The sequence below is a fragment of the Pseudomonas sp. NPDC088890 genome, assembly GCF_044900155.1.
In the GTDB taxonomy this organism is placed as follows: domain Bacteria; phylum Pseudomonadota; class Gammaproteobacteria; order Pseudomonadales; family Pseudomonadaceae; genus Aquipseudomonas; species Aquipseudomonas urmiensis.
In genome coordinates this window covers 242,302-264,540 of the sequence record NZ_JBJDNG010000004.1, presented here as the reverse complement: position 1 = coordinate 264,540, position 22,239 = coordinate 242,302, and the positions used below count along the sequence as shown (strand labels likewise).

Sequence of the window (22,239 nt, the reverse complement as noted above, 5' to 3'; positions counted from 1 at the left end):
CTCCTCAGCAAGCCTGCAGAAAATCGACGACCCGCGCCGTGAACGGCTCACCGATCTCGACATTGGACAAGTGCGCGGCGTGGAATTCTACGTAGTGCGCGCCCTCGATCGCGTTCTGCATGAAGCGTCCATGCTCCGGGGTGGTGACCACATCGGCAGTACCGGCGACGATCAGGGTCGGCACCTGGATAGCTTTCAGTTGCTCGCGGTAGTCGGCATCGCGCACCGCCGCACAGTTGGCGGCATAGCCTTCGGGCGAGGTCTGCGCCAGCATCTGGGTGATGCGTTGGGCCTGGGCGGCATGGGCCTCGGCGAATGCAGGGGTGAACCAGCGGGCAATGGAGGCATCGCGCAAATCGACCATGGCCTGGCGGCCACCTTTGAGCACTGTGTCGATGCGGGTATTCCACACCTCATCGCTGCCGATCTTGGCGGCGGTGTTGCACAGGGTCAGGCTGAGCAGGCGTGAGCCCGCGTTGATACCCAGCCACTGGCCGATCAGGCCGCCCATCGACAGGCCGACGAAGTGCACCTTGGCGATGTCCAGTGCGTCCAGCAGCGCCAGCACGTCTGCGCCCAGCTGGGCAATGCTGTACGGGCCGGCGGTGACCAGCGAGCCGCCATGGCCACGGGTGTCGTAACGCAGCACGCGAAAGTGCTTGGACCAGGCCGCTACCTGCGTGTCCCACATGCCAAGGTCAGTCCCCAGCGAGTTGGACAGGACCAGCACCGGGGCATCCTGCGGACCATCGAGTTGGTAATTCAGTACGCCATCGGCCAGTTGCAAATGCGCCACAGCGGTCTCCTTCAGGCAGTCAAACGTTGATGTTCAGCCACGGCGCGCGCCACCCAGACGCGGGCCTGGCCGAGGTAATGAGCAGGGTCGAGCAGGCGGTCGAGCTCCTGCGCGGACAACTCGGCAGTGACCTGCGCCTCGTCACCGAGCACAGCGCGCAGGTGGCGCTGCTCAGCGACGGCGCGCTGGCAGCACTGCTCCAGCAAATGGTGGGCGCGGTCGCGGCCCAGGCGCTGGGCCAGGACGATGCTGACCGCTTCGGCCAACACCAGGCCCTGAGTCAGGTCGAGGTTGCGACGCATGCGTTCGGCATCCACCTGCATCCCCTCGGCGATCACCTGGGCCTGACGCAACGCGCCAGACACCAGGCAGCAGATGTCCGGCAAGGTTTCCCATTCGGCGTGCCACAGGCCGAGGCTGCGCTCGTGCTCTTGGGGCATAGCGGCGAACAGCGTCGACAACAGGCCCGGCACCCGCGTGGCGGCGCCGATCAACACGGCCGCGCCAACCGGATTGCGCTTGTGCGGCATGGTCGAAGAGCCGCCCTTGCCCGGCGCAGAAGGCTCGAACACCTCCCCCGCTTCGGTCTGCATCAGCAAGCTGATGTCACGGCCGAACTTGCCCAGGCTGCCCGCCACCAGCCCCAGCACCGAGGCGAACTCCACCAGGCGATCGCGGTGGGTATGCCAGGGTTGCTCAGGCAGGCTCAGCTTGAGCTGCTCGGCCAGCGCCTCGGCCACTGGCAGCGCCTTGCTGCCAAGCGCCGCGAGGCTGCCGGAGGCACCGCCGAATTGCAGGCAGAGCAAGCGCGGACGCAGCTCTTTGAGGCGCTGGCGGTGGCGGGTCAAGGCGCCGAGTACGCCGGCCAATTTCATCCCCAGGGTCACCGGCGTTGCGTGCTGCAACCAGGTGCGCCCCACCAGTGGCGTGTCAGCGTGCTGCAGGGCCTGGCGGGCCAGGGTATCGGCCAACCTGGCCAGATCGGCTTCGATCAGCTCGAGCGCATCGCGCAGTTGCAGCACCAGCCCGCTGTCCATGGCGTCCTGGCTGGTCGCACCTAGATGCACGTAGCGCTCGGCGTCTGGTACGCCGCTGGCGACCACCTTGCCCAGCGCCTTGACCAGCGGAATCGCCGAGTTACCTGCCGTGGCGATGGCATCGGCCAGGGCGCGGGCGTCATAGCGCTCGGCCTTGCACGCCGCCTCGATGGCCGGCACCGCAGTGTGCGGCACCAGCCCTGCAGCGGCTTCGGCCCGCGCCAGGGCGGCCTCGAAGTCGAGCATGCCTTGCAGGCGGCCACGGTCGGAGAAAATCTCGCGCATGGCCGGTGCAGTGAAGTAGGCGTCGAACAGCTGGTTGTCCGCTCGGTGGGTCATCGCGAGTCCTTAGTGATCATGGTGCAGGTACGCCGCTTGCTTGGGCAGGCGCAGGCTGAACAGGAAGGCCACCGCCATCATGGCGGTCACGTACCAGTAGAAGGTGTTCTCCATCCCCAGGGTTTTCAAGCCCAATGCGACATATTCGGCCGAACCGCCGAACACCGCGTTAGCCACGGCATAGGCCAGGCCCACGCCCAGGGCGCGCACTTGCGGCGGGAACATCTCGGCCTTCACCAGGCCGCTGATGGAGGTGTAGAAACTGACGATACACAAGGCCAGGGTAATCAGCACGAAGGCCATGAATGGGCTGGTCACGGTCTTCAGCGCCATCAGCAGCGGCACGGTGAAGACAGTGCCCAAAGCACCGAACAGGAGCATCGAGTTACGCCGGCCGATGCGGTCGGAGAGCATGCCGAACAACGGCTGCAGGATCATGAACAGGAACAGCGCGCCTGTCATGACGAAACTGGCGTCCTTGGCGGGCATCCCGGCGGTGTTGACCAGGTATTTCTGCATGTAGGTGGTGAAGGTGTAGAAGATCAGCGATCCGCCAGCGGTGTAGCCCAGGACGGTGATGAACGCCGCTGCGTGGTTGCGGAACAAGCCGCTGACACTGCCGGCGTCTTTGTCCTGGCGGGTTTCGGCGCTGCTGGTTTCTTTCAGCGAACGGCGCAGCATCAGCGAGATCAGGGCAGCGACGGCACCCACCACGAACGGAATGCGCCAGCCCCAGGCACGCAGTTCTTCTTCGCTGAGCAACTGCTGCAGGATCACCACCACCAACACCGCCAGCAACTGGCCGCCGATCAGGGTGACGTACTGGAACGAGGCGAAGAAACCGCGCTGGCCGCGCAAGGCGACTTCACTCATGTAGGTAGCGGTGGTGCCGTATTCGCCACCCACCGACAGACCCTGGATCAGGCGCGCCAACAGCAGCAGCGCCGGCGCCCAGGCACCGATGCTGGAGTAGGTCGGCAGGCAGGCAATGATCAGCGAGCCGAAGCACATCATCAGCACCGAGACCATCAGCGAGTTCTTGCGCCCATGACGGTCAGCCAGGCGGCCGAAGATCCAGCCACCGATGGGGCGCATCAAGAAGCCCGCGGCGAACACGCCTGCGGTATTGAGCAACTGCACGGTCGGGTTGTCGGAGGGGAAGAACGCCGGGGCGAAATAGATGGCGCAGAAGGCGTAGACGTAGAAGTCGAACCATTCCACCAGGTTGCCTGAAGAGGCACCGACGATAGCGAAGATGCGCTTGGAGCGTTCTTCGCCGGTGTAATAGGTTGAGGTCATGGTGGTTTTACTCCTGGAGGGTCACTGAGAGTCTAGACATACCCAGTTACACTCTCGTTCCGCTACCCGGCCATGGTCGGGTTTTGTACTACTCAAACAAGCCCCATCGCGGGGCAAGCCCGCTCCCACGGGATAGTCGTGGTTCCCGTGGGAGCGGGCTTGCCCCGCGATGAGGCCAGAGCTGCTCAAACCCGCTCTATGGCCAGTGCCAGCCCTTGGCCAACACCTACGCACATGGTCGCCAGGCCCTTACGCCCGCCGCTTTTCTCCAACTGATGCAGCGCAGTCAGCACCAGCCGTGCGCCGCTCATGCCCAACGGATGGCCCAGGGCAATCGCGCCGCCATTGGGGTTTACCTGCGGTGCGTCATCGGCCACACCCAACTCGCGCAGCACTGCCAAGCCTTGGCTGGCGAACGCTTCGTTGAGCTCGATCACGTCGAAGTCGGCCACGGCAACGCCCAGGCGCTCGGTCAGTTTGCGCACTGCCGGCACCGGGCCGATGCCCATCACTCGCGGCGCGACACCGCCACTGGCCATGCCCAGAACCCGTGCCCGCGGTGTCAGGCCGTGTTTCTTCACCGCTTCTGCCGACGCCAGGATCAACGCGGCGGCGCCGTCGTTGACGCCCGAGGCGTTGCCCGCGGTGACGGTCTTGTCCGGGCCGTTGACTGGCTTGAGTTTGCTCAGTGCTTCAAGGGTGGTATCCGGGCGCAGGTGCTCGTCGTGCTCGACCACGGTCTCGCCCTTCTTGTGGGCAATGCGCACTGGCACGATCTCTTGCGCGAAGAAACCTGCAGCCTGCGCCGCTGCTGCCTTATGCTGGCTGCGCAGGGCGAAGGCGTCTTGATCCGCGCGGGAAACCTGATAGTCGTCAGCGACGTTGTCGGCCGTCTCGGGCATTGAGTCGACGCCGTACTGGCTCTTCATCAGCGGGTTGATGAAACGCCAACCGATGGTGGTGTCCTCAAGCTTCATGTTGCGCGAGTAACCGCTCTCGGCCTTGCCCATGACGAACGGCGCGCGCGACATCGACTCGACGCCACCGGCAATCGCCAGTTCCATCTCGCCGCTGGCAATGGCTCGAAACGCCGTGCCAATTGCATCCATACCCGAAGCGCACAGGCGGTTGAGGGTCACCCCAGGAATGCTCTCGGGCAGGCCCGCCAGCAGCAAGGCCATGCGCGCGACGTTGCGGTTGTCTTCGCCGGCCTGGTTGGCGCAGCCGAAGAACACTTCGTCGACCTGATCCCACTGCACCGACGGGTTACGCTCGATCAGCGCCTTGAGCGGCACTGCTGCCAGGTCATCGGCGCGCACGCCGGCCAGGGCGCCGCCGAAGCGGCCGATCGGGGTGCGGATGGCATCACAGATGAACACGTCACGCATCAGGCTTCTCCTGGCTTCTGGCCGTGGGCGGCAGCGGTGCGCTGTTCAAGATCACGCAGCGCGGTCAGCTCGACCTCGTTTGGCGCGGCGGTGGTCTGCACGTCATCGGCAAAGCGGATCGCCCAGCCGGTGGCGGCAATGATCTGCTCGCGGGTCACACCTGGGTGAATCGAGGTGACCACGAATTCGTGGGTGCCGGCTTCCGGCTCCATGATGCACAGGTCGGTGATGATGCCGACCGGGCCTTCACCAGGCAGGCCCAGGCGTTTACGCGAGTCGCCACCCTCGCCGTGGCCGACCGAGGTGATGAAGTCCAGCTTGTCGACAAACGCGCGTGGCGATTGCTTGAGGATGATCAGCACTTGCTTGGCGGAACCGGCGATTTCCGGCGCACCACCGGCACCCGGCAAACGGGTGCGCGGGGCGTGGTAGTCACCGACCACGGTGGTATTGATGTTGCCGAAGCGGTCGACCTGGGCGGCGCCGAGGAAGCCCACGTCGATGCGTCCGCCCTGCAGCCAGTAGCGGAAAATTTCGCCGGTCGGCACCACGGTGTCGGCGGTTTCCGCCAGCTCGCCGTCGCCGATCGACAGCGGCAGCACGCTCGGCTTGGCGCCAATCGGGCCAGATTCATAGATCAGCACGACGTCGGGCGACGAGGTCAGGCGCGCCAGGTTGGCAGCCTTGGACGGCAGGCCGATACCGACGAAGCAGACCGCACCGTTGCGCAGGCGACGGGCAGCGGCGACAGTCATCATTTCGGAAGTGGAGTAGCTCATTGCGCGGCCTCCGCAGTGCTGGCCAGCTTGGCCTTGAATTCATTGAAGTCGGCGGTACCGCGGATGTAGCTATCGATCCAGGCGGTGAACGACTCACGGTCACGGGCAATCGGGTCCCAGGCCTGGTAGAAGCGGTTGTCGCGCTCGTAGTAGCCATGGGCGTAGGACGGGTGGGCGCCACCAGGCACCAGGCACACCGCCGACAGCGCCCAGGTCGGCAACACGCAGGCGTTCATTGGCGCTTGCAGGTCGTCGACGATTTCCTCGACGGTGACGATGCACCGCTTGGCCGCCAGGGCCGCTTCTTTCTGCACACCGAGAATGCCCCACAGCAGCACGTTGCCTTTGCGGTCGGCCTTCTGCGCGTGGATCACGGTCACATCCGGGCGCACCGACGGCACGGCAGCGAGCACTTCGCCGGTGAACGGGCAAGTGACGCTCTTGATCAGCGGGTTGACCTTGGGCAGGTCGGAACCGGCGTAGGCGCGCAGCACCGCGAACGGCAGGCCGGAGGCACCCGCGACATAGGCGTTGGCCAAGTCCGCGTGGCTGTGCTCTTCGATCTCGATCGCATGAGGCCAGTGCTTCTCGACCGCATCGCGCAGGCGGTGCAGCGACCCGACGCCTGGGTTACCACCCCAGGAGAAGATCAGCTTGCTGGCGCAGCCGGCGCCGATCAATTGGTCGTAGATCAGGTCCGGGGTCATGCGCACCAGGGTCAGGTCACGCTTGCCCTGGCGGATGATCTCGTGGCCGGCTGCGGTCGGGATCAGGTGGGTGAAGCCTTCGAGGGCGACGGTGTCGCCGTCCTGGATGAATTGCTTCACGGCCTCGTGAAGCGAGAGGATTGCTGCCATTGGAGACTCCTGGTCAGGGTGCTGCGTTGAGCTCAGATTAAGGAGACTGGAGGGTGGCGCACAATCCGATAATCGATTACTTGTGCGATTATCGAACCATTTGTTGTCGTGCTATCCATTCCGCCAATCCCCTCAACCCCTGTGGATTGCAGAGTCAGGTCGCGTCGGCGTGACTCACCAAGCCCTTTACGATCACGCCCACGGTCGCCAATGCCGCCGGCACCAACAACGCAGTCAGCACTTGTTCGAAATTCCAACCCAGCCCGAGCAAGGTCGCGCCACTCCAAGCACCGAGAATGGCGCCAAAGCGACCAATGCCGAGCATCCACGACACGCCGGTGGCGCGTCCCTGGGTCGGGTAGAACCGCGCCGCCAGCGACGGCATGGCCGACTGCGCACCGTTCACGCACATGCCGGCCACCAGCACCAAGGTGGCAAGCAGGGTCATGTTGCCCAGGCTCTGCCCCACGGCGTAGGCGAATACCCCGGCCAGCAGGTAGAACAGGCCGATAACCTTGTGCGGGTTGAAGCGGTCCATCGCCCAGCCCACCGCGACTGCGCTAAGCACACCGCCGAACTGGAACAGTGCGCCGATGAAGGCGGCCTCCTCCATGCTCGCGCCACTGTCGCGCATCAGCGTCGGCAGCCAGCTGGTGAGCAGATAGACGATCACCAGGCCCATGAAGTAGGTCAGCCACAGCAACATCGTGCCCAGGCCGTAAGTGCCAGAGAAGATCACCGCAAACACGTTGCGCGCTGCCACCGCCTTCTGCTCAGGCACACTGAAACTGGCAGCCTGGGCGACCACGGCAGGGGCGATCGGCGCCAGGGTTTTGCGCACCTTGTCGGTGCCGCGATTGCGCACCACCAAGAACCGCGCCGATTCCGGCAGCCACACCAGCAGCACCACCGCCAGCAGCAGCGGCAGCACACCGCCAATCACCAGCAGGCTGTGCCAGCCATAGGCCGGGATCAGCTTGGCCGAGATGAAGCCGCCACCGGCCATGCCGAGGTTGAAGCCACAGAACATGCTGGTCACCAACAGCGACTTGAGTCGTTCCGGGGTGTACTCGGAGAGCAAGGTGGTGGCATTGGGCATGCCGGCACCCAGGCCCAGTCCAGTGAGAAAACGCAGCACCAGCAGTTGGTCGACATTGGTGGCATAGGCCGAGGCCAGGCTAAAACCGCCGAACACCAGCACCGCGCCAACCAGCACACCTTTACGGCCGAAGCGGTCGGCCAATGGGCCGGAACCCAATGCGCCAAACACCATGCCGATCAGCGCGGCACTCATCACCGGGCCGAGGCTGGCGCGGTCGATGCCCCATTCCTGGGACAGCGCCGGAGCAATGAAGCCCATGGCCGCGGTGTCCAGGCCATCGAGGAATACGATCAAAAAACACAGGATCACCACCCGCCATTGGTAGCGCGACAGCGGCTGGTCATTGATGAACGATTGGACGTCGAGACAATTGCCGACAGTGGTTTGCGGTTTGTTCATTGTTGTTATCCAGAAAAGCGGCGCAGGCAGGATCCTGACGCAAGTGGCTGCGCAGGTATCGAGGGTCGGGAGTTATGGCCGTGCGTCAGCCTGGATACAACGGTACTGCGTGCGGGTGCGGCCGCAGCACAGAAAGGACAGTGGTCATGGGGTGTGCCTCTCGCATGTTGTTCTTGTTCGGTCGGCAAAGCCGACCGTTGCGAAAGACATTAATCAGCGGGCCGGCGCTGCGCAATTCAGTGGAGACGAGTTTGTGCGTTTATCGAACAACATCAGTGTGCAGTCGACTGCAGCAGTTCGAGCGCAGATGTCGGCTAGCGTGGGAGCGGGCTTGCCCCGCGATAGCGTTATCGATCGCGCAGCCGCTATCGCGGGGCAAGCCCGCTCCCACGTAGCCAACATCCGCAGCCGCGCCAACGTAGCGCTTATCCGAACAGCTGGGTGCACAGGTCCCGGCTCGAAGCCAACAGGATCGGCAAAAACCGCTGCTCCAGTTCACTGCGGGTCACCCGCCCGACATGGGTACTGACGTTCAATGCCGCCAGCACCTGGCCCGAGGCGTCATAGATCGGCACGGCAATCGAGCGCAGGCCCTGTTCCAATTCCTGGTCAACCACACACCAACCCTGGGCACGCACCTGTTGGATGCAGGCAAACAGCGACTCCGGATCATGCAGGGTACGGCTGGTACGCGCCTTGAGGTCGGCACGGTCGAGGTATTCGCGCAGGCTGGTGTCATCCAACGCCGCCAGCAGAATGCGCCCCATCGAGGTGCAATAGGCCGGCAGCCGACCACCGACCGACAAATCGACCGAGATAAGCCGCTCCACCGTGGCCGAACGCGCTATATAAAGGATGTCATCACCTTCCAGGGTGGCCATGTTGGCCGCCTCATGCAGTTGGTCACTGATGCGATCCAGATACGGCTGCGCCGAGACCGCCAAAGGCGTCGACGACAGGTAGGCATGGCCCAGGGTCAAAACCTTGGGTAGCAATGAGTAGGTACGACCGTTGGTCGTGGCATAGCCCAACTTGATCAAGGTATGCAGGCACCGCCGCACGGCTGCGCGAGGGATCTCGGTGCGGTGGCTGATCTGGGCGATGGTCAGGTGGCGTTTGCGCTCCTGGAATGCCTGAATGACCGCAAGGCCGCGGGCCAGAGAGGTCATGAAGTCCGGATCACCAGTGAACGCCTGAATGCGCTTGGCGGGCGACGCCACGATCGGAGGCGCCATCGCGGGGGAACTGGCTCTTTCCTGTACCGGGGCGTCCTTGGGCAGGTTTTCGTCGCTCATGGCTGACCTCAAAAAAAACTGTCGTTCGTGCGATTATCGAACGAACGGCCGATAATCGCAATTGACCGCTGACACTTTTGCTTATACCTTTCTCATGCCACATGTGGCTTCTTTGGAGAGACTGGTCAGGTACCCACCGTAGAAGTCCCCAGGCACGGCCTCGTCACCACGAGGCCGTTTTACCTCCCCTCGCGTTCCTGCGAACTTTCTGCACCCGCTCAACTCAAACTTCTGACCGATTCGCTGGCCGAGTCGATAGTCGAATGAACAACTTTGAGTGCTTGTGTCAGTTGCCCGTAAAGAGCGATGATCAATGAGTTGCTGATTGCTATAATCAGTCTGTTGGCCATGATCAACATGTGGGCGCTAGCCCTCACTGTCTTTTTGCATAGGGTGTTTGCCAGCTCGCCAGGTGAACAGCTTAAAACTGTTGCCGTTTGATCAAGTGCCATCGCACATTTTGGACCACTGTTGCTGCGACAGCGATTTCGCTCTGGTTGCGTAGCCGCATGCGTAACTTTGCATGCCGAGCCGGAGCCAACTCTCATACTATTCAGGTACTACTGTGACGAAAGATGAACTGCGCGCAGAACTCGAGCGCCAGGCTGAACGTTACAAGGATGTTTATGGTGGTGAAGTCACCACCTATGCGGCGCAACCGGAGCCGGAACGCAAACCGTGGCGCAAGCGAGCCACTGTCCAGGACCAGGTATTCGCCCAGGAACTGGAAAAGATGGAAAAGGATCTGCGCAGCGACGAATCCTGACGCTACGGCCTGGCATGTGGCCAGGCCAAGCGGCTGACAGATCGTTACTCAAATGACGCGCATGAAATGGAATTACACAAATTTCATACGTTCGTTTGAACGCCTCTTGCGCCTCATAGATTTCGAAAAATCGCACCATTTTGCCGAAATTGGCGATTTTTATCGGCATTAATCTTGCCGAAAGCCTGCTGTTGCCCCTGGCTTCGTAACCGCCTGAAGACACCATCGGTCTGTCGGGGGTGCATCGATTGCCAAGGTTTTCTGGCATAATCCGGCCCCCCTACGACCGCCAGAAAACCTTCATGATCGATTTATTCAGCGGACTGGATGCCTGGGTAGTGGTGAGCTTGGTGCTCGCACTGACCTTCGTGCTCGCATTCGAGTTCATCAATGGCTTTCATGACACCGCTAACGCGGTAGCCACTGTCATCTATACCAAAGCCATGCCACCGCACCTGGCCGTGTTCTTCTCAGGCGTGTTCAATTTCCTCGGGGTTTTGCTCGGCGGCGTTGGCGTGGCCTATGCCATCGTCCACCTGCTGCCGGTCGAACTGCTGATCAATGTGAACACCGGTCACGGCCTGGCCATGGTCTTCTCGTTGCTGGCCGCGGCCATCACCTGGAACCTGGGCACCTGGTACTTCGGCATCCCAGCGTCCAGCTCGCACACCCTGATCGGCTCGATCCTCGGTGTGGGCCTGGCCAATGCGCTAATCAGCGACATCCCGCTGGGTGATGGCGTCAACTGGCAGAAGGCGATCGACATCGGCATGTCGCTGGTGCTCTCGCCAATGGCCGGCTTTGCCGTTGCAGCGCTGGTCCTGCTGGGCCTGAAGTGGTGGCGCCCGCTGTCGAAGATGCACAAGACCCCAGAGCAACGGCGCAAGCTCGACGACAAGAAGCACCCGCCGTTCTGGAACCGTCTGGTGCTGGTGATCTCGGCCATGGGCGTCAGCTTCGTGCACGGCTCCAACGATGGCCAGAAAGGCATCGGCCTGATCATGCTGGTGCTGATCGGGATCGTTCCGGCCAAGTTCGTCCTCGACCTGAACAGCACCACTTACCAGATCGAGCGCACCCGCGACGCTACCCTGCACCTGAGCCAGTTCTACCAGCGCAACGAAGCGACCCTGGGCGAGTACCTGGCCCTGGGCAAAGCCAAGTCCAGCGACCTGCCGGAGCAGTTCAGCTGCAACCCGCAGCAGACCGAGCCGACCATTGCCGCATTGCAGTCTTCGCTTAAAGGCGTCACCGACTACCGTGACCTGAACGCCGAGAAACGCGTGGAAGTGCGTCGTTACCTGTTGTGCCTGGACGACACGGCGAAAAAGGTTGGCAAACTGCCGGGCCTTGAGCCGCGTGAGAAGGCCGACCTGGAAAAACTGCGCAAAGACCTGACCGCCACCACCGAATATGCACCGTTCTGGGTAATCGTGGCCGTCGCCCTGGCCTTGGGCCTGGGTACCATGGTCGGCTGGAAGCGCGTGGTACTGACCGTTGGCGAGAAGATCGGCAAGCAAGGCATGACCTATGCCCAAGGCATGTCGGCGCAGATCACGGCGGCGTGCGCCATCGGCATGGCCAACGTGTTCAGCCTGCCGGTATCGACCACTCACGTGTTGTCGTCGGGTGTCGCCGGTACCATGGTGGCGAACAAGAGCGGCCTGCAAGGCGGCACCGTCAGGACCATTCTGCTGGCCTGGGTACTGACCCTGCCAGCCACCGTGGGCCTGTCTGCCGGGTTGTTCTGGCTGGCGACCAAGGCGATTAGCTGAATCGTTGTGCAGTAACGTGAAAAAGGCGCCTTCGGGCGCCTTTTTTCGTACTACCTGCCTGGCAAACGTGGGAGCGGGCTTGCCCCGCGATAGCCTCAGCAAGCCCCCCACGCTTGTACGAGCAGCACGCTGACATCGTCAGCGCCGCTTGCCACCCAGCAACGAGCCCATCAACCCTCGCACCAACTGCCGGCCCAGCTGATTCGCCGCCTGGCGCACCGCCGACTTGATCGCCTGCCCCGCCGCGCCCTGCAAGAACTCACCCGCCTTGTCGGCAAAGCTGTCTTGCTCGACTTTAGGTTGCGGCGCCGGCTCCACCGGCTCGCCCTTGCGCTGGGTGAGCATCTCGTACGCCGACTCGCGATCGATCGCTTTGTCATAGCGGCCAATCAACGACGAAGAGGCCACCAGCGCACTGCGCTCGGCCGCAGTCAACGGTCCGATGCGCGACTGCGGTGGCGCGATCAAGACGCGCTGGACCATCGCCGGCGTACCTTTGTCTTCGAGCGTGCCGACCAACGCCTCGCCAATCCCAAGTTCAGTGAGCACGGCCAGCGAATCGAACGCAGGGTTAGGCCGAAAGCCATCAGCCACAGCCTTGAGCGACTTCTGCTCCTTGGCGGTGAACGCCCGCAACCCATGCTGAATGCGCAAGCCCAACTGGGCCAGTACCGCATCGGGCAAATCACCTGGCGACTGGGTAACGAAGTACACCCCTACGCCTTTGGAGCGAATCAAGCGCACCACTTGCTCCAAGCGATCCTGCAGGGCCTTGGGGGTGTCGTTGAACAACAAATGCGCTTCATCAAAGAACAGCGCCAGCACCGGTTTGTCAGCATCGCCACGTTCTGGCAGTTGCTCGAACAATTCGGCCAGCAACCACAGCAAGAAGGTCGCGTAGACCTTCGGCGCTTCGTGCACCAAGCGGCTGGCATCGAGCAGGTGTATTCGCCCGCGCCCTTGAGCATCAGGCTGCAACAGGTCCTCAAGTTGCAGCGCCGGCTCACCGAACAGCGCTTCAGCGCCCTGCTGCTCCAGGGTCGCCAGACGCCGCAATAGCGCCTGGGTCGAGCCACTGGTCATCAACGCGCTGTCTTCGCCAAGCATCTGCGGGTTGTCTTTGAGATGGTTGAGCAGGGCCTTGAGGTCTTTCAGATCGAGCAGCAACAGGCCATCGCGATCGGCCACCTTGAACGCCGCGTACAGTGCAGCCTGTTGGCTGTCAGTCAGCTCGAGCAGGTTGCCCAGCAGCAACGGCCCCATCTCGCTCAGCGTAGTGCGCAATGGATGGCCCGACTGTCCGGCGATGTCCCACAAGGTCACCGGATACGCTTTGGGGGTATGGCCCAACCACGGCATGCCAGCGATTCGCTCGGCGACCTTGCCCTGCGGCGCGCCTGCCGCGCCCAAGCCGCACAAGTCGCCCTTTACATCGGCGGCAAAGACCGCCACCCCGGCATCACTGAACACCTCGGCCAGGTGCTGCAAGGTCACGGTCTTGCCGGTCCCCGTCGCGCCTGCCACCAAGCCATGACGGTTGGCCAGGCGCATGGCTTGGCTGACAGGCTGGCCATCAGGGCCTGCTCCTACAACTATTTGCGAAGAATCCGACATCTTGTTTCATCCTCTGCTCAAGCTTTGCCCGATAACGGCCGATATCTCTGGGTGATATTCACCCTTAAGACAGGAACATCCCAAAAAAGGACTAGCGGGACTTGTTGCACTGTTTACCAGCTCTTTGTGCGAACGACCCGATAAATACCTTAGCGGAACCGATTACGCCATGAACAAAAGCCTACGTTTCAGCCATAAGATCCTCTTGGCCGCCTCACTGATCGTGATGCTCGCCTTCAGCCTCTTCACTCTCTACAACGATTACCTCCAGCGTAATGCGATTCGCCAGGACCTGGAGAATTATCTGGCTGAAATGGGTAAGTCCACTTCGACCAACATCCGCAACCTGTTCGATGGTCGCATCAAGTTGGTCGAGAACCTGGCGCAGAACATCGCCCAGCAGCCGAGCAACGCTGAAACCCTGATGGGCCAGAACGCGCTGATCTCAAGCTTCCTCACTGTTTATCTGGGTAAGGTCGACGGTGGCTTCAGCGTCCGTCCGGACTCGCAGATGCCCGATGGCTACGATCCGCGCACCCGCCCCTGGTACAAGGACGGCATGAATGCCAGCGGTGCGATTCTTACCGAACCCTACATCGACCTGACCACCAACAAGATGGTCATCGGCATTCTCAGCAAGGTGTCCAACTCGGTTGGCGTGGTCGGTGGCGACCTGGCCCTCGACGGCCTGGTCGAAATCATCAACTCGCTGAACTTTGGCGGCATGGGCTACGCCTTCCTGGTCAATGACCAAGGCAAGATCCTGGTCCACCCGGACAAAGACCTGGTGATGAAATCGCTGGCCGACCAGTTCCCGCACAATACGCCGAAACTCTCCGGTGAGCTGACCGAAGTGCAAGCCGACGGCCAGACGCGCCTGTTGACCTTCACCCCGATCAAGGGCCTGCCTTCGGCCAACTGGTACATCGGCCTGTCGGTAGACAAAGACAAAGCCTTCTCGATGCTCAGTACCTTCCGCACCTCGGCGGTGATCGCCACGGTGGTGGCGGTGGTGATCATCATCGGCCTGCTGGGCCTGCTGATCCGGGTCTTGATGCAACCGCTGCTGACCATGACCCGCGCCATGGAAAACATCGCCCAAGGCGAAGGCGACCTGACCAAGCGCCTGACCATCCATAGCCAGGATGAATTCGGCATCCTCGGCAGCGCTTTCAACCGGTTCGTCGAGCGTATCCACGGCTCGATCCGCGAAGTGTCCTCGGCCACCGAGCAGGTCAACGAGGTGGCCTTGCGGGTGATCAGCGCCTCCAACTCGTCGATGAGCAACTCCGACGAGCAATCCAACCGCACCAACAGCGTCGCTGCGGCCATCAACGAGCTCGGCGCCGCCGCTCAGGAGATTGCCGGTAACGCCGCCCAGGCCTCGCAACACGCCAGCTCCGCGCGCTTGCTCGCCGAAGAAGGCCAGCAGGTCGTGGATCGCAACATCGAGGCGATGAATCGTCTGTCGGACCTGATCGTTACCTCCAGCGCCCATATCGAGACGCTCAACAGCAAGACGGTCAACATCGGCCAGATTCTGGAAGTGATCACCAGCATTTCGCAACAGACCAACCTGCTGGCGTTGAACGCCGCGATCGAAGCGGCGCGTGCTGGCGAGGCCGGTCGTGGTTTCGCGGTGGTCGCCGATGAGGTCCGTAACCTGGCCCACCGCACCCAGGAATCGGCGCAACAGGTACAGACCATGATCGAGGAGCTGCAAGTCGGCGCGCGGGAATCGGTCGAGACCATGGGCCAGAGCCAGCGTCACAGCCAGGACAGCATGCAGATCGCCAACCAGGCCGGCGAGCGCTTGGAAAGCGTCACCGTGCGCATTGGCGAAATCGACGGCATGAACCAGTCGGTGGCGACGGCGACCGAGGAGCAGACGGCGGTGGTCGAGTCGATCAACATGGACATCAGCGAGATCAACATGCTCAACCAGGAGGGCGTGGAGAACTTGCAGGCTACCCTGCGGGCATGTTCGGACCTGGAGCAGCAGGCGGGTCGACTGAAGCAGTTGGTAGGCAGTTTCCGTATCTAAATTGAGCTACCGCCTCGCCCGTTTCGCGGGCAAGCCCGCTCCTACAAGGACCGTACCGGCTTCACGGCCTGCGCAGTCTACATAGGAAGCGGGCCTGCCCGCGAAACGGGCGACTCTGTTTCCAGCACCTCCCTCCAAACCTCGATCGAACAAACTATTCTTCTGAGAGGTCAACCTTTAGGCGCGTCATCGCCGGCTGCTTCAGCCGGATGACAGACCCGAAGACGATCCCGGAGGGATGCTGATCGTGCACATTGCTGACATCACCATGTTCTACGCCCCGGCCAGCGGCGGCGTACGTACCTATCTTGATGCCAAACACCGCCGCCTCGATGCCATGCCCGGCGTACGCCACAGCCTGTTGATCCCCGGCGCCAGCGCCAGCCATACCGATGGCGTGTACCAAGTCCCCGCCCCGCCCCTGCCGTTTGGCAAAGGCTACCGCTTTCCGGTCCGCCTGGCGCCCTGGTGCAACGTACTGCGCGAACTGCAACCCGACTTGATTGAAGTGGGCGACCCCTATCTGACCGCTTGGGCGGCGCTGGAAGCGCGGCGCAAGCTTGAAGTGCCGGTGATCGGCTTCTACCACTCCGACCTGCCGCTGCTGGTCGGCAACCGCATGGGCAACTGGTTCACGCCCAATGTCGAAGCCTACGTCAGCAAGCTCTACGGCAACTTCGACCGGGTCCTGGCGCCAAGCCAGGTAATGGCCGACAAACTGCGCAGGCTCGGCGTCAAGGAGGTGCACGTACAGCGCCTGGGCGTCGACCTCACGACCTTCAACCCCGAGCATCGCGACAGTCGCCTGCGCGCTGAACTAGGCATCGCCGACACCACCCGGCTGTTGGTGTTCGCCGGGCGCGGGTCGCGCGAGAAGAACCTGCCGGTCCTGCTCGACTGCATGCGCCAGCTGGGCCGCCACTATCACCTGCTGCTGGTGGGCTCAGGGATGCCGGCCAACGTGCCGGACAACGTCAGTGTGATCAATCAGTTCTGCGCCCCACAGGAAGTCGCCCGGCTGATCGCCAGCGCCGACCTGCTGGTGCACGCCGGCGACCAGGAAACCTTCGGTCTGGTCATCCTTGAGGCCATGGCCAGCGCCACCCCAGTGGTGGCAGTGCGTGCCGGCGCGTTTAGCGAGATCGTCAACGAGCAATGTGGCCGCCTCTGCGCGCCGAACGACAGCCTGGCAATGGCGGCGACCGTACGCGAAGTCTTCGAAGACGGCGTGCGCAAACTGGGCCTGCAGGCGCGCCGGCATGTCGAGCAGCATTATTCCTGGGACAACGTGGTCAACGGCCTGCTGCAGCACTACCAGGCGGTTCTCGGCCACCAGCCACAGGTCCGCGCCCATGCCTGAACCGGCCAATCCAAGCCCACGCAGCCTGATGCTGGTGTTGCACGATGTTTCCCCCGAGACCTGGCCCGACTACCAGCCCTTCGTCGAGGCCGTCGACCAACTGGGCGATGTGCCCATGACGTGGCTGGTGGTCCCGGACTTTCATCGTCGCAACCCCCTGAGCCGTTCACCCAGCTTCTGCCAACTGCTCGAACGACGCTTGCGCCAAGGTGACGAGCTGGCCCTGCATGGCTATTACCATGCCGATGACGGCCCGCCGCCACGCAGCAGCTGCGACTATTTCATGCGCCGGATCTACACCCATGAAGGCGAGTTCTACGGGCTCGATCAAGCCCAGGCGATGCAACGCCTGCAAGCTGGGCTTGAGCTGTTCAATAACCAGGGCTGGCCGGTGGCAGGCTTCGTTGCCCCGGCCTGGTTGATGAGCGAAGGCACGCGCCAGGCGCTGCGCCAGTTGCCGTTGCGCTACACCAGCACACCACAGCACCTGTACCGCTTGCCTGAGTTCACCGCGATCGAAGCCCCTGGATTGGTCTGGAGCGCCCGCAGCGCCTGGCGCCGAGGCCTGTCACGGGTGGTTTGCGACTGGCAGCGGCGACGTTGGCATGAAGCGTCGACCGTGCGCCTGGGCCTGCATCCTGTCGACATGCGCCACCCCAGCTCTCGAAACTATTGGCTAAACGCACTGCAAACGCTGATGGCGCAAGGTCGCCAACCCTTGACCAAGTCGGCCTGGCTCGAACGCCAGATCGCAGCATGAATCGCCTCGGCTGGTTGGCCCTGGCGCTGCTGTTCGCCGTGCTGGTGCCAGCCCTGCTGGGGGGCAGCGAGTTGCTGCCAAGACTGAAAACCTTCGCCCCTGGGCTGATGCTGACGCTGCTGGGGATGATCCTGCTGTGCTGGATTATCAATGCCCTGCGCCTGCGCCTGCTACTCGGCCAGCAAGGCGCTCAATTAGGCCGGGTGCGCAGCCTTGGGGTAATCATGGCCACCGAGTTCGCCATCTGCACCACCCCCGCAGGCAGCGGCGGCCCCTTGACCTTGATGGCCCTGCTGGCACGTGAACGGATCGGCCCAGCGCGCAGTGGCGCGGTGTTCGCCATGGATCAGTTGAACGATTTGCTGTTCTTCTTCTGCGCCATGCTGGCCATCGCCGGTTATGCGCTGTTCCACAGCCTGGGACACAGTCAAGAAAGCATGCTGCTGGGCAGCGCGCTGATGCTGTGTATCGCCTTGGGGTGTGTGGTGGGCCTGCTGCGCTATCGGCGCGCCGTCATGCGCTTCAATGGCCGGCTTTTGCGGCGACTCGGCATGGCCGTGCATCGACGCCGGCGCTGGGCGCGCAAGGTGCTGCATTTCGTGCATGCCCTGGCCGAAACCTGGCGGCTACCCAAACGGACCTTGGCGCTGGTGTTCAGCCTGACCTGTGTGCATTGGAGCCTGCGCTACAGCGTGCTGTACCTGGTATTGCGCGGATTGGGCGTGGAGCTGTCGTGGATACCGAGCTTCCTGGTGCAGATGCTCTCGCTCAGCGCCGGCCAGTTCAGCCTGCTGCCAGGTGGCGCAGGTGCCGCCGAGCTGACCTCGGCGAGCCTGTTGACGCCGTTGGTGGGCAGCTCGACCGCGGCCGCCGCGATCCTGATCTGGCGCGCGGTTACCTACTACTTTTATCTGCTGGCGGGCGGCCCGGTGTTCGTTTGCCTGCTGGCGCGTCCGCTGCTGGAGCGCTGGCGGCGCCATCAGGCGGGTTGAGCTGGCGCCACAGGGCGGCGGCGCCGGGGAATTCGGTGCCATCCTCGGCGCTTAGCGCCTCGGGGTCGAAGCGGGCCAGGCAACCTTCGCCCAAGGTGGGTGGCGCCTTGGCGCCGGCCTTGTCGCGTGGATCAGCCATCGGCCCGCCCTCTTCCTTAATCGAACACCACGGTCTTGTTGCCATGCACCAGGACGCGGTCTTCCAGGTGATAACGCAGGCCGCGCGCCAACACCATCTTCTCGACGTCACGCCCGAAGCGGACCATGTCTTCGATGCTGTCGGCATGGTTAACGCGAACCACGTCCTGCTCGATGATCGGGCCGGCATCCAGCTCTTCGGTAACGTAGTGGCAAGTCGCGCCGATCAGCTTGACGCCACGCAGTGCCGCCTGGTGATAAGGCTTTGCGCCGACGAAGGACGGCAGGAAGCTGTGGTGGATGTTGATCACCCGCTCAGCAAACTGCTCGCACAACTGCGGCGGCAGGATTTGCATGTAACGCGCCAGCACCACCACATCGGCGCCATGCTCTTCGACCAGGCGCGACACTTCGGCGAACGCCGGCTGTTTATCCTTTGGATCGACTGGAACGTGGAAGAACGGAATACCGTGCCACTCGACCATGCTGCGCAGGTCATTGTGGTTGGAAATCACGCAGGGGATATCGCAATCCAACTCATCGGTGTGCCAGCGGTGCAACAGGTCCGCCAGGCAATGCGACTCGCGGCTGGCCATCAGCACCACGCGTTTTTTCTGCGCAGAGTCAGTCACTCGCCAGATCATCGAAAACTCTTCGGCGATTGGCGCAAAGGCTTCACGGAACGCCTCGATGCCGAATGGCAGCGACTCGGCACGGATCTCATGACGCATGAAGAACCAACCGCTCTGCTCGTCTGAGTGGTGGCTGGCTTCGTTGATCCAGCCATTGTACAAGGCCAGGAAATTACTGACTTTCGCCACGATGCCGACACGGTCGGGGCAGGCAATCACCAGTCGATAGGTGCGCATGAGGGAGACTCCAAGAACTTCGCAAAGGCGCATATTCTAACGAGCTGCCAGGAAAAACGCAGTAATCATCGGCGCCTACCCGGGCCGGGCCAACCCTCCGGCTGCCGCTGCGACAATTAGAGCTTAAGCACATCGGTTCTGATGAGACCGGCAAATCATATGTAAATTTTTCTTAACCAAAGAATCTTGTTATTGCCGAGCCGATTACAGTTTATTACCTGATTAATTGTTTACTTGCGAGTATCGCCTGTCTATTATTGGCCCACACTGTCTCTCTGAACATGCATTAAGGAACACGCCATGTCCCTGATCAACGAATACCGCGCTACCGAAGAAGCCATCAAAGAACTGCAAGCGCGCCTGGCCAACCTGTCGCAAGATGACAAGCTGAAAAAAGAGCTGGAATTCGAAGGCAAGCTGCGCACCCTGATGGGCGAATACTCCAAGTCGCTGCGTGACGTAATTGCCCTGCTCGACCCAGAAGCCAAACTGAGCAAAGCCCCACGTGGCGCCGCCAAGACCACCAGCACCAAGCGTGCGCGTAAGGTCAAGCAATACAAAAACCCGCACAATGGTGAAGTGATCGAAACCAAAGGCGGCAACCACAAAACCCTGAAAGAGTGGAAAGCCAAATGGGGTGGCGATGTGGTTGAAAGCTGGGCGACCCTGCTGGACTAATATGTCCGCGACCTGCTTTGCAAAAAACGCCGGCTGATGCCGGCGTTTTTATTTGCTCGATCACATTACAGCTGCAACTGCGTCTTCAAGTGTTGGACATGCACCTGCCAGGCCTCCAGCACACGGCGCCCCGCCTCGTCGGCCGTGGCCCAACTGCTCTGGCAAGCCTGCTCGAAGTCACCCAGGGTGTTGGGCGCGCCCCAGCGCGGATCGCTCAACCGTTGCTGGCAAAATAGCAGCCAGCGTTGCTGCTCCTGCTCATTCAATGTTTCAAAGAAGTTTCGCGCGCGGTAGCGGAACAACAACTCAGGTAGCCGCGGGTCATCGAACATCCACTGCGAACGACCCAGTTGCGCTGGGTCGACCACCCGCACCTGTTCGCACAGGCGCCGATCGCGCTCACCGATAAAGCCGTCATACAACTGTTGTTCGGGATCTTCGCACGGCGGGAATTCTTCCCCGCTGTAAATGTGTTCGAGCTTATCGTGCCAACTGCTCTGTTGACTGGCCAAGGCGTCACCACGCGATTGCAACATTGCCAGGTCGATACCCAGCCGCGCTTGATCGACCGGTCGCAACACCTTCAATGGCGCCAGTACTGGGCAGCGATTGATATGCACCAACTTCAGTGGCACCGGTAATTGCCCTGCGCTTAGATCATCGCGCCGGGTGTATAACCGCTCACGTAATGTTTCGGCGCTTTCCCGTATTAAAGGTAAGGTTTCCAAGTGCAGGTCGCACACAATCAGTGCATTGCGGTTGCGCGGGTGCCAGGCCAATGGCAAGACCACACCAATATAATTGCGCTCGGCGGAAAAGCGCCCCGAGATATGCACCAACGGCTGCAACAGGCGAATGTGCTCCATGACTTTGTGCTTGCTGCGCAACGCAAACAGCCAGTCATACAGCTTGGGCTGTTTGTCACGGATCAGTCGCGCCAACGCAATGGTTGCCCGCACGTCGGAAAGCGCCTCGTGCGCATGGCCGTGATCGATGCCATTGGCCTTGCTGAGCAATTCCAGGCGCAAGCTGGTGCGACCGTCCTGCTGCGGCCAGACAATCCCTTCAGGGCGCAGGGCATAGGCGGTGCGCACGATGTCGATCAGATCCCAGCGGCTGTTGCCGCCCTGCCATTCACGGGCATAGGGGTCGAAAAAGTTGCGGTAGAGGCTATAGCGGGTGACCTCGTCATCGAAACGCAAGGTGTTGTAGCCCGCGCCGCAGGTGCCCGGGCGCACCAGCTGCTCATGCACGCGGGTCATGAACTCCGCTTCGCACAGCCCTTTGCTGGCCAGTTCCGCCGGGGTGATACCGGTGACCAGGCACGCCGCCGGGTGCGGCAGGATATCGTCCGAGGGGCGGCAATAGAGGTTGACCGGCGCGTCGATTTCGTTGAGTTCAAAATCAGTGCGCACACCCGCCATCTGCAACGGGCGGTCGCAGCGCGGATTGATTCCGGTGGTTTCGTAGTCGTGCCAGAAGATGCTGGAGGTCACGGGGTCTTCCTGTAGCTAGGTCGACCGTGAGTCTAGCGGCCGACGCCGCTAAATCGAATCCCCAATCCTGGCACGATGTGTCCACAGGCCTCAGGCCGAGGCGTTGGCAGGGCGAAAACTGAAGAAGTCACGAAGAGAATGCACGAAGTCGTCGTACTCGCGCGGCGCCTGCAACAGCATGAAGCCCGAGTCGTAATGCCCTGGCGTCTGGTCTTCACGGCACCACAGGCAACTGGCGGTGAGATTGATGAACTGATGCCCACCGCCCGCCAACGGTACCCGCAGCTGCAATTCGAAGTCCGGCCCGACCAAGACCGGTAAAGAGCTGATCAACATCAGTCCGTCTTCCGAGGCATTGCCCAGGTAGCCGATCTCTTGATCGGTAAAGCGGTTGTACACCTTGAGCACACAGGGCAGCTGGTGACGTTGGATGTGGCGCTGAATGAACATGATCGC

The 22,239-nt window shown here is 62.1% G+C and carries 20 protein-coding genes and 1 pseudogene; 8 read left to right on the top strand and 13 right to left on the bottom strand.

Going from position 1 to position 22,239, the window contains the following annotated elements; genetic code table 11:
- Positions 1–4 precede the first annotated feature (4 nt).
- From pcaD to pcaR, 8 genes are all read right to left on the bottom strand, one after another.
- Complete coding sequence (gene pcaD / locus ACI2JX_RS11480; protein ID WP_404690099.1) at positions 5–796, bottom strand: 3-oxoadipate enol-lactonase; 792 nt, start codon at positions 794–796, stop codon at positions 5–7.
- A gap of 11 nt (positions 797–807) precedes the next feature.
- Positions 808–2,172 (bottom strand): 3-carboxy-cis,cis-muconate cycloisomerase, encoded by a 1,365-nt coding sequence (locus ACI2JX_RS11475; RefSeq protein WP_392464641.1) that lies wholly within the window; start codon positions 2,170–2,172, stop codon positions 808–810.
- A gap of 9 nt (positions 2,173–2,181) precedes the next feature.
- Entirely contained in the window at positions 2,182–3,471 is a 1,290-nt protein-coding gene (locus ACI2JX_RS11470; RefSeq protein WP_186553943.1) for an MFS family transporter, read from the bottom strand.
- Positions 3,472–3,656: 185 nt separating this feature from the next.
- Positions 3,657–4,862, bottom strand: a complete 1,206-nt coding sequence (gene pcaF, locus ACI2JX_RS11465) for a 3-oxoadipyl-CoA thiolase (RefSeq protein WP_404690175.1) — start codon at positions 4,860–4,862, stop codon at positions 3,657–3,659.
- The gene (locus tag ACI2JX_RS11460; protein ID WP_186553942.1) at positions 4,859–5,638 is read right to left on the bottom strand and encodes a CoA-transferase subunit beta; all 780 of its coding nucleotides are present in this window, start codon (positions 5,636–5,638) and stop codon (positions 4,859–4,861) included. Before ACI2JX_RS11460 ends, pcaF begins: the two co-directional genes overlap by 4 nt.
- Positions 5,635–6,495, bottom strand: a complete 861-nt coding sequence (locus ACI2JX_RS11455) for a CoA transferase subunit A (RefSeq protein ID WP_186553941.1) — start codon at positions 6,493–6,495, stop codon at positions 5,635–5,637. Before ACI2JX_RS11455 ends, ACI2JX_RS11460 begins: the two co-directional genes overlap by 4 nt.
- Before the next feature lie 154 nt (positions 6,496–6,649).
- Positions 6,650–7,996 carry an MFS transporter gene (locus tag ACI2JX_RS11450; protein ID WP_186553940.1) on the bottom strand — a complete coding sequence of 449 codons (1,347 nt, stop codon included), beginning with the start codon at positions 7,994–7,996 and terminating at the stop codon, positions 6,650–6,652.
- A gap of 425 nt (positions 7,997–8,421) precedes the next feature.
- On the bottom strand, positions 8,422–9,291 hold the full coding sequence (gene pcaR, locus ACI2JX_RS11445; RefSeq protein ID WP_186553939.1) for a pca regulon transcriptional regulator PcaR: 870 nt from the start codon (positions 9,289–9,291) through the stop codon (positions 8,422–8,424).
- A 565-nt stretch (positions 9,292–9,856) separates the two neighbouring features.
- Between pcaR and ACI2JX_RS11440 the strand changes: the two genes are divergently transcribed.
- Together ACI2JX_RS11440 and ACI2JX_RS11435 are read left to right on the top strand one after the other, a co-directional pair.
- Entirely contained in the window at positions 9,857–10,057 is a 201-nt protein-coding gene (locus ACI2JX_RS11440) for a hypothetical protein (RefSeq protein ID WP_186553938.1), read from the top strand.
- A gap of 302 nt (positions 10,058–10,359) precedes the next feature.
- Positions 10,360–11,832 carry an inorganic phosphate transporter gene (locus tag ACI2JX_RS11435; protein WP_186553937.1) on the top strand — a complete coding sequence of 491 codons (1,473 nt, stop codon included), beginning with the start codon at positions 10,360–10,362 and terminating at the stop codon, positions 11,830–11,832.
- Positions 11,833–11,970: 138 nt separating this feature from the next.
- On the opposite strand, the gene ACI2JX_RS11430 is transcribed toward ACI2JX_RS11435, so the two are convergent.
- Positions 11,971–13,446, bottom strand: a complete 1,476-nt coding sequence (locus ACI2JX_RS11430; protein ID WP_404690098.1) for a helicase HerA-like domain-containing protein — start codon at positions 13,444–13,446, stop codon at positions 11,971–11,973.
- Between the two features lie 169 nt (positions 13,447–13,615).
- Here ACI2JX_RS11430 and ACI2JX_RS11425 point away from each other — a divergent pair.
- The 5 genes and pseudogenes from ACI2JX_RS11425 to ACI2JX_RS11405 form a co-directional block, all read left to right on the top strand.
- A pseudogene (locus tag ACI2JX_RS11425) lies at positions 13,616–14,632 on the top strand (cache domain-containing protein); the annotation flags it as partial.
- A 93-nt stretch (positions 14,633–14,725) separates the two neighbouring features.
- Positions 14,726–15,490: a methyl-accepting chemotaxis protein gene (locus tag ACI2JX_RS11420; protein WP_372353340.1), complete on the top strand. Its 765-nt coding sequence runs from the start codon at positions 14,726–14,728 to the stop codon at positions 15,488–15,490.
- Positions 15,491–15,728: 238 nt separating this feature from the next.
- A complete protein-coding gene (locus tag ACI2JX_RS11415; protein ID WP_264236546.1) occupies positions 15,729–16,850 on the top strand; it encodes a glycosyltransferase family 1 protein in 1,122 nt (373 codons plus the stop codon).
- The gene (locus tag ACI2JX_RS11410; RefSeq protein ID WP_404690097.1) at positions 16,843–17,610 is read left to right on the top strand and encodes a DUF2334 domain-containing protein; all 768 of its coding nucleotides are present in this window, start codon (positions 16,843–16,845) and stop codon (positions 17,608–17,610) included. Before ACI2JX_RS11415 ends, ACI2JX_RS11410 begins: the two co-directional genes overlap by 8 nt.
- Positions 17,607–18,602: a lysylphosphatidylglycerol synthase transmembrane domain-containing protein gene (locus tag ACI2JX_RS11405; protein ID WP_368972825.1), complete on the top strand. Its 996-nt coding sequence runs from the start codon at positions 17,607–17,609 to the stop codon at positions 18,600–18,602. Before ACI2JX_RS11410 ends, ACI2JX_RS11405 begins: the two co-directional genes overlap by 4 nt.
- On the opposite strand, the gene ACI2JX_RS11400 is transcribed toward ACI2JX_RS11405, so the two are convergent.
- Positions 18,505–18,741: a hypothetical protein gene (locus tag ACI2JX_RS11400; protein ID WP_372353339.1), complete on the bottom strand. Its 237-nt coding sequence runs from the start codon at positions 18,739–18,741 to the stop codon at positions 18,505–18,507. The two genes, ACI2JX_RS11405 and ACI2JX_RS11400, sit on opposite strands and share 98 nt — an antisense overlap.
- 16 nt (positions 18,742–18,757) lie before the next feature.
- Entirely contained in the window at positions 18,758–19,609 is an 852-nt protein-coding gene (purU, locus tag ACI2JX_RS11395) for a formyltetrahydrofolate deformylase (protein WP_186553931.1), read from the bottom strand.
- Positions 19,610–19,909: 300 nt separating this feature from the next.
- Here purU and mvaT point away from each other — a divergent pair, with 300 nt between their 5' ends.
- Positions 19,910–20,287 (top strand): histone-like nucleoid-structuring protein MvaT, encoded by a 378-nt coding sequence (gene mvaT / locus ACI2JX_RS11390; protein WP_186553930.1) that lies wholly within the window; start codon positions 19,910–19,912, stop codon positions 20,285–20,287.
- A gap of 65 nt (positions 20,288–20,352) precedes the next feature.
- On the opposite strand, the gene sbcB is transcribed toward mvaT, so the two are convergent.
- Both sbcB and ACI2JX_RS11380 read right to left on the bottom strand, forming a co-directional pair.
- Positions 20,353–21,783, bottom strand: a complete 1,431-nt coding sequence (gene sbcB / locus ACI2JX_RS11385; protein WP_404690096.1) for an exodeoxyribonuclease I — start codon at positions 21,781–21,783, stop codon at positions 20,353–20,355.
- Between the two features lie 90 nt (positions 21,784–21,873).
- Positions 21,874–22,233 (bottom strand): PilZ domain-containing protein, encoded by a 360-nt coding sequence (locus tag ACI2JX_RS11380; protein WP_264236541.1) that lies wholly within the window; start codon positions 22,231–22,233, stop codon positions 21,874–21,876.
- Between the last annotated feature and the right edge of the window lie 6 nt (positions 22,234–22,239).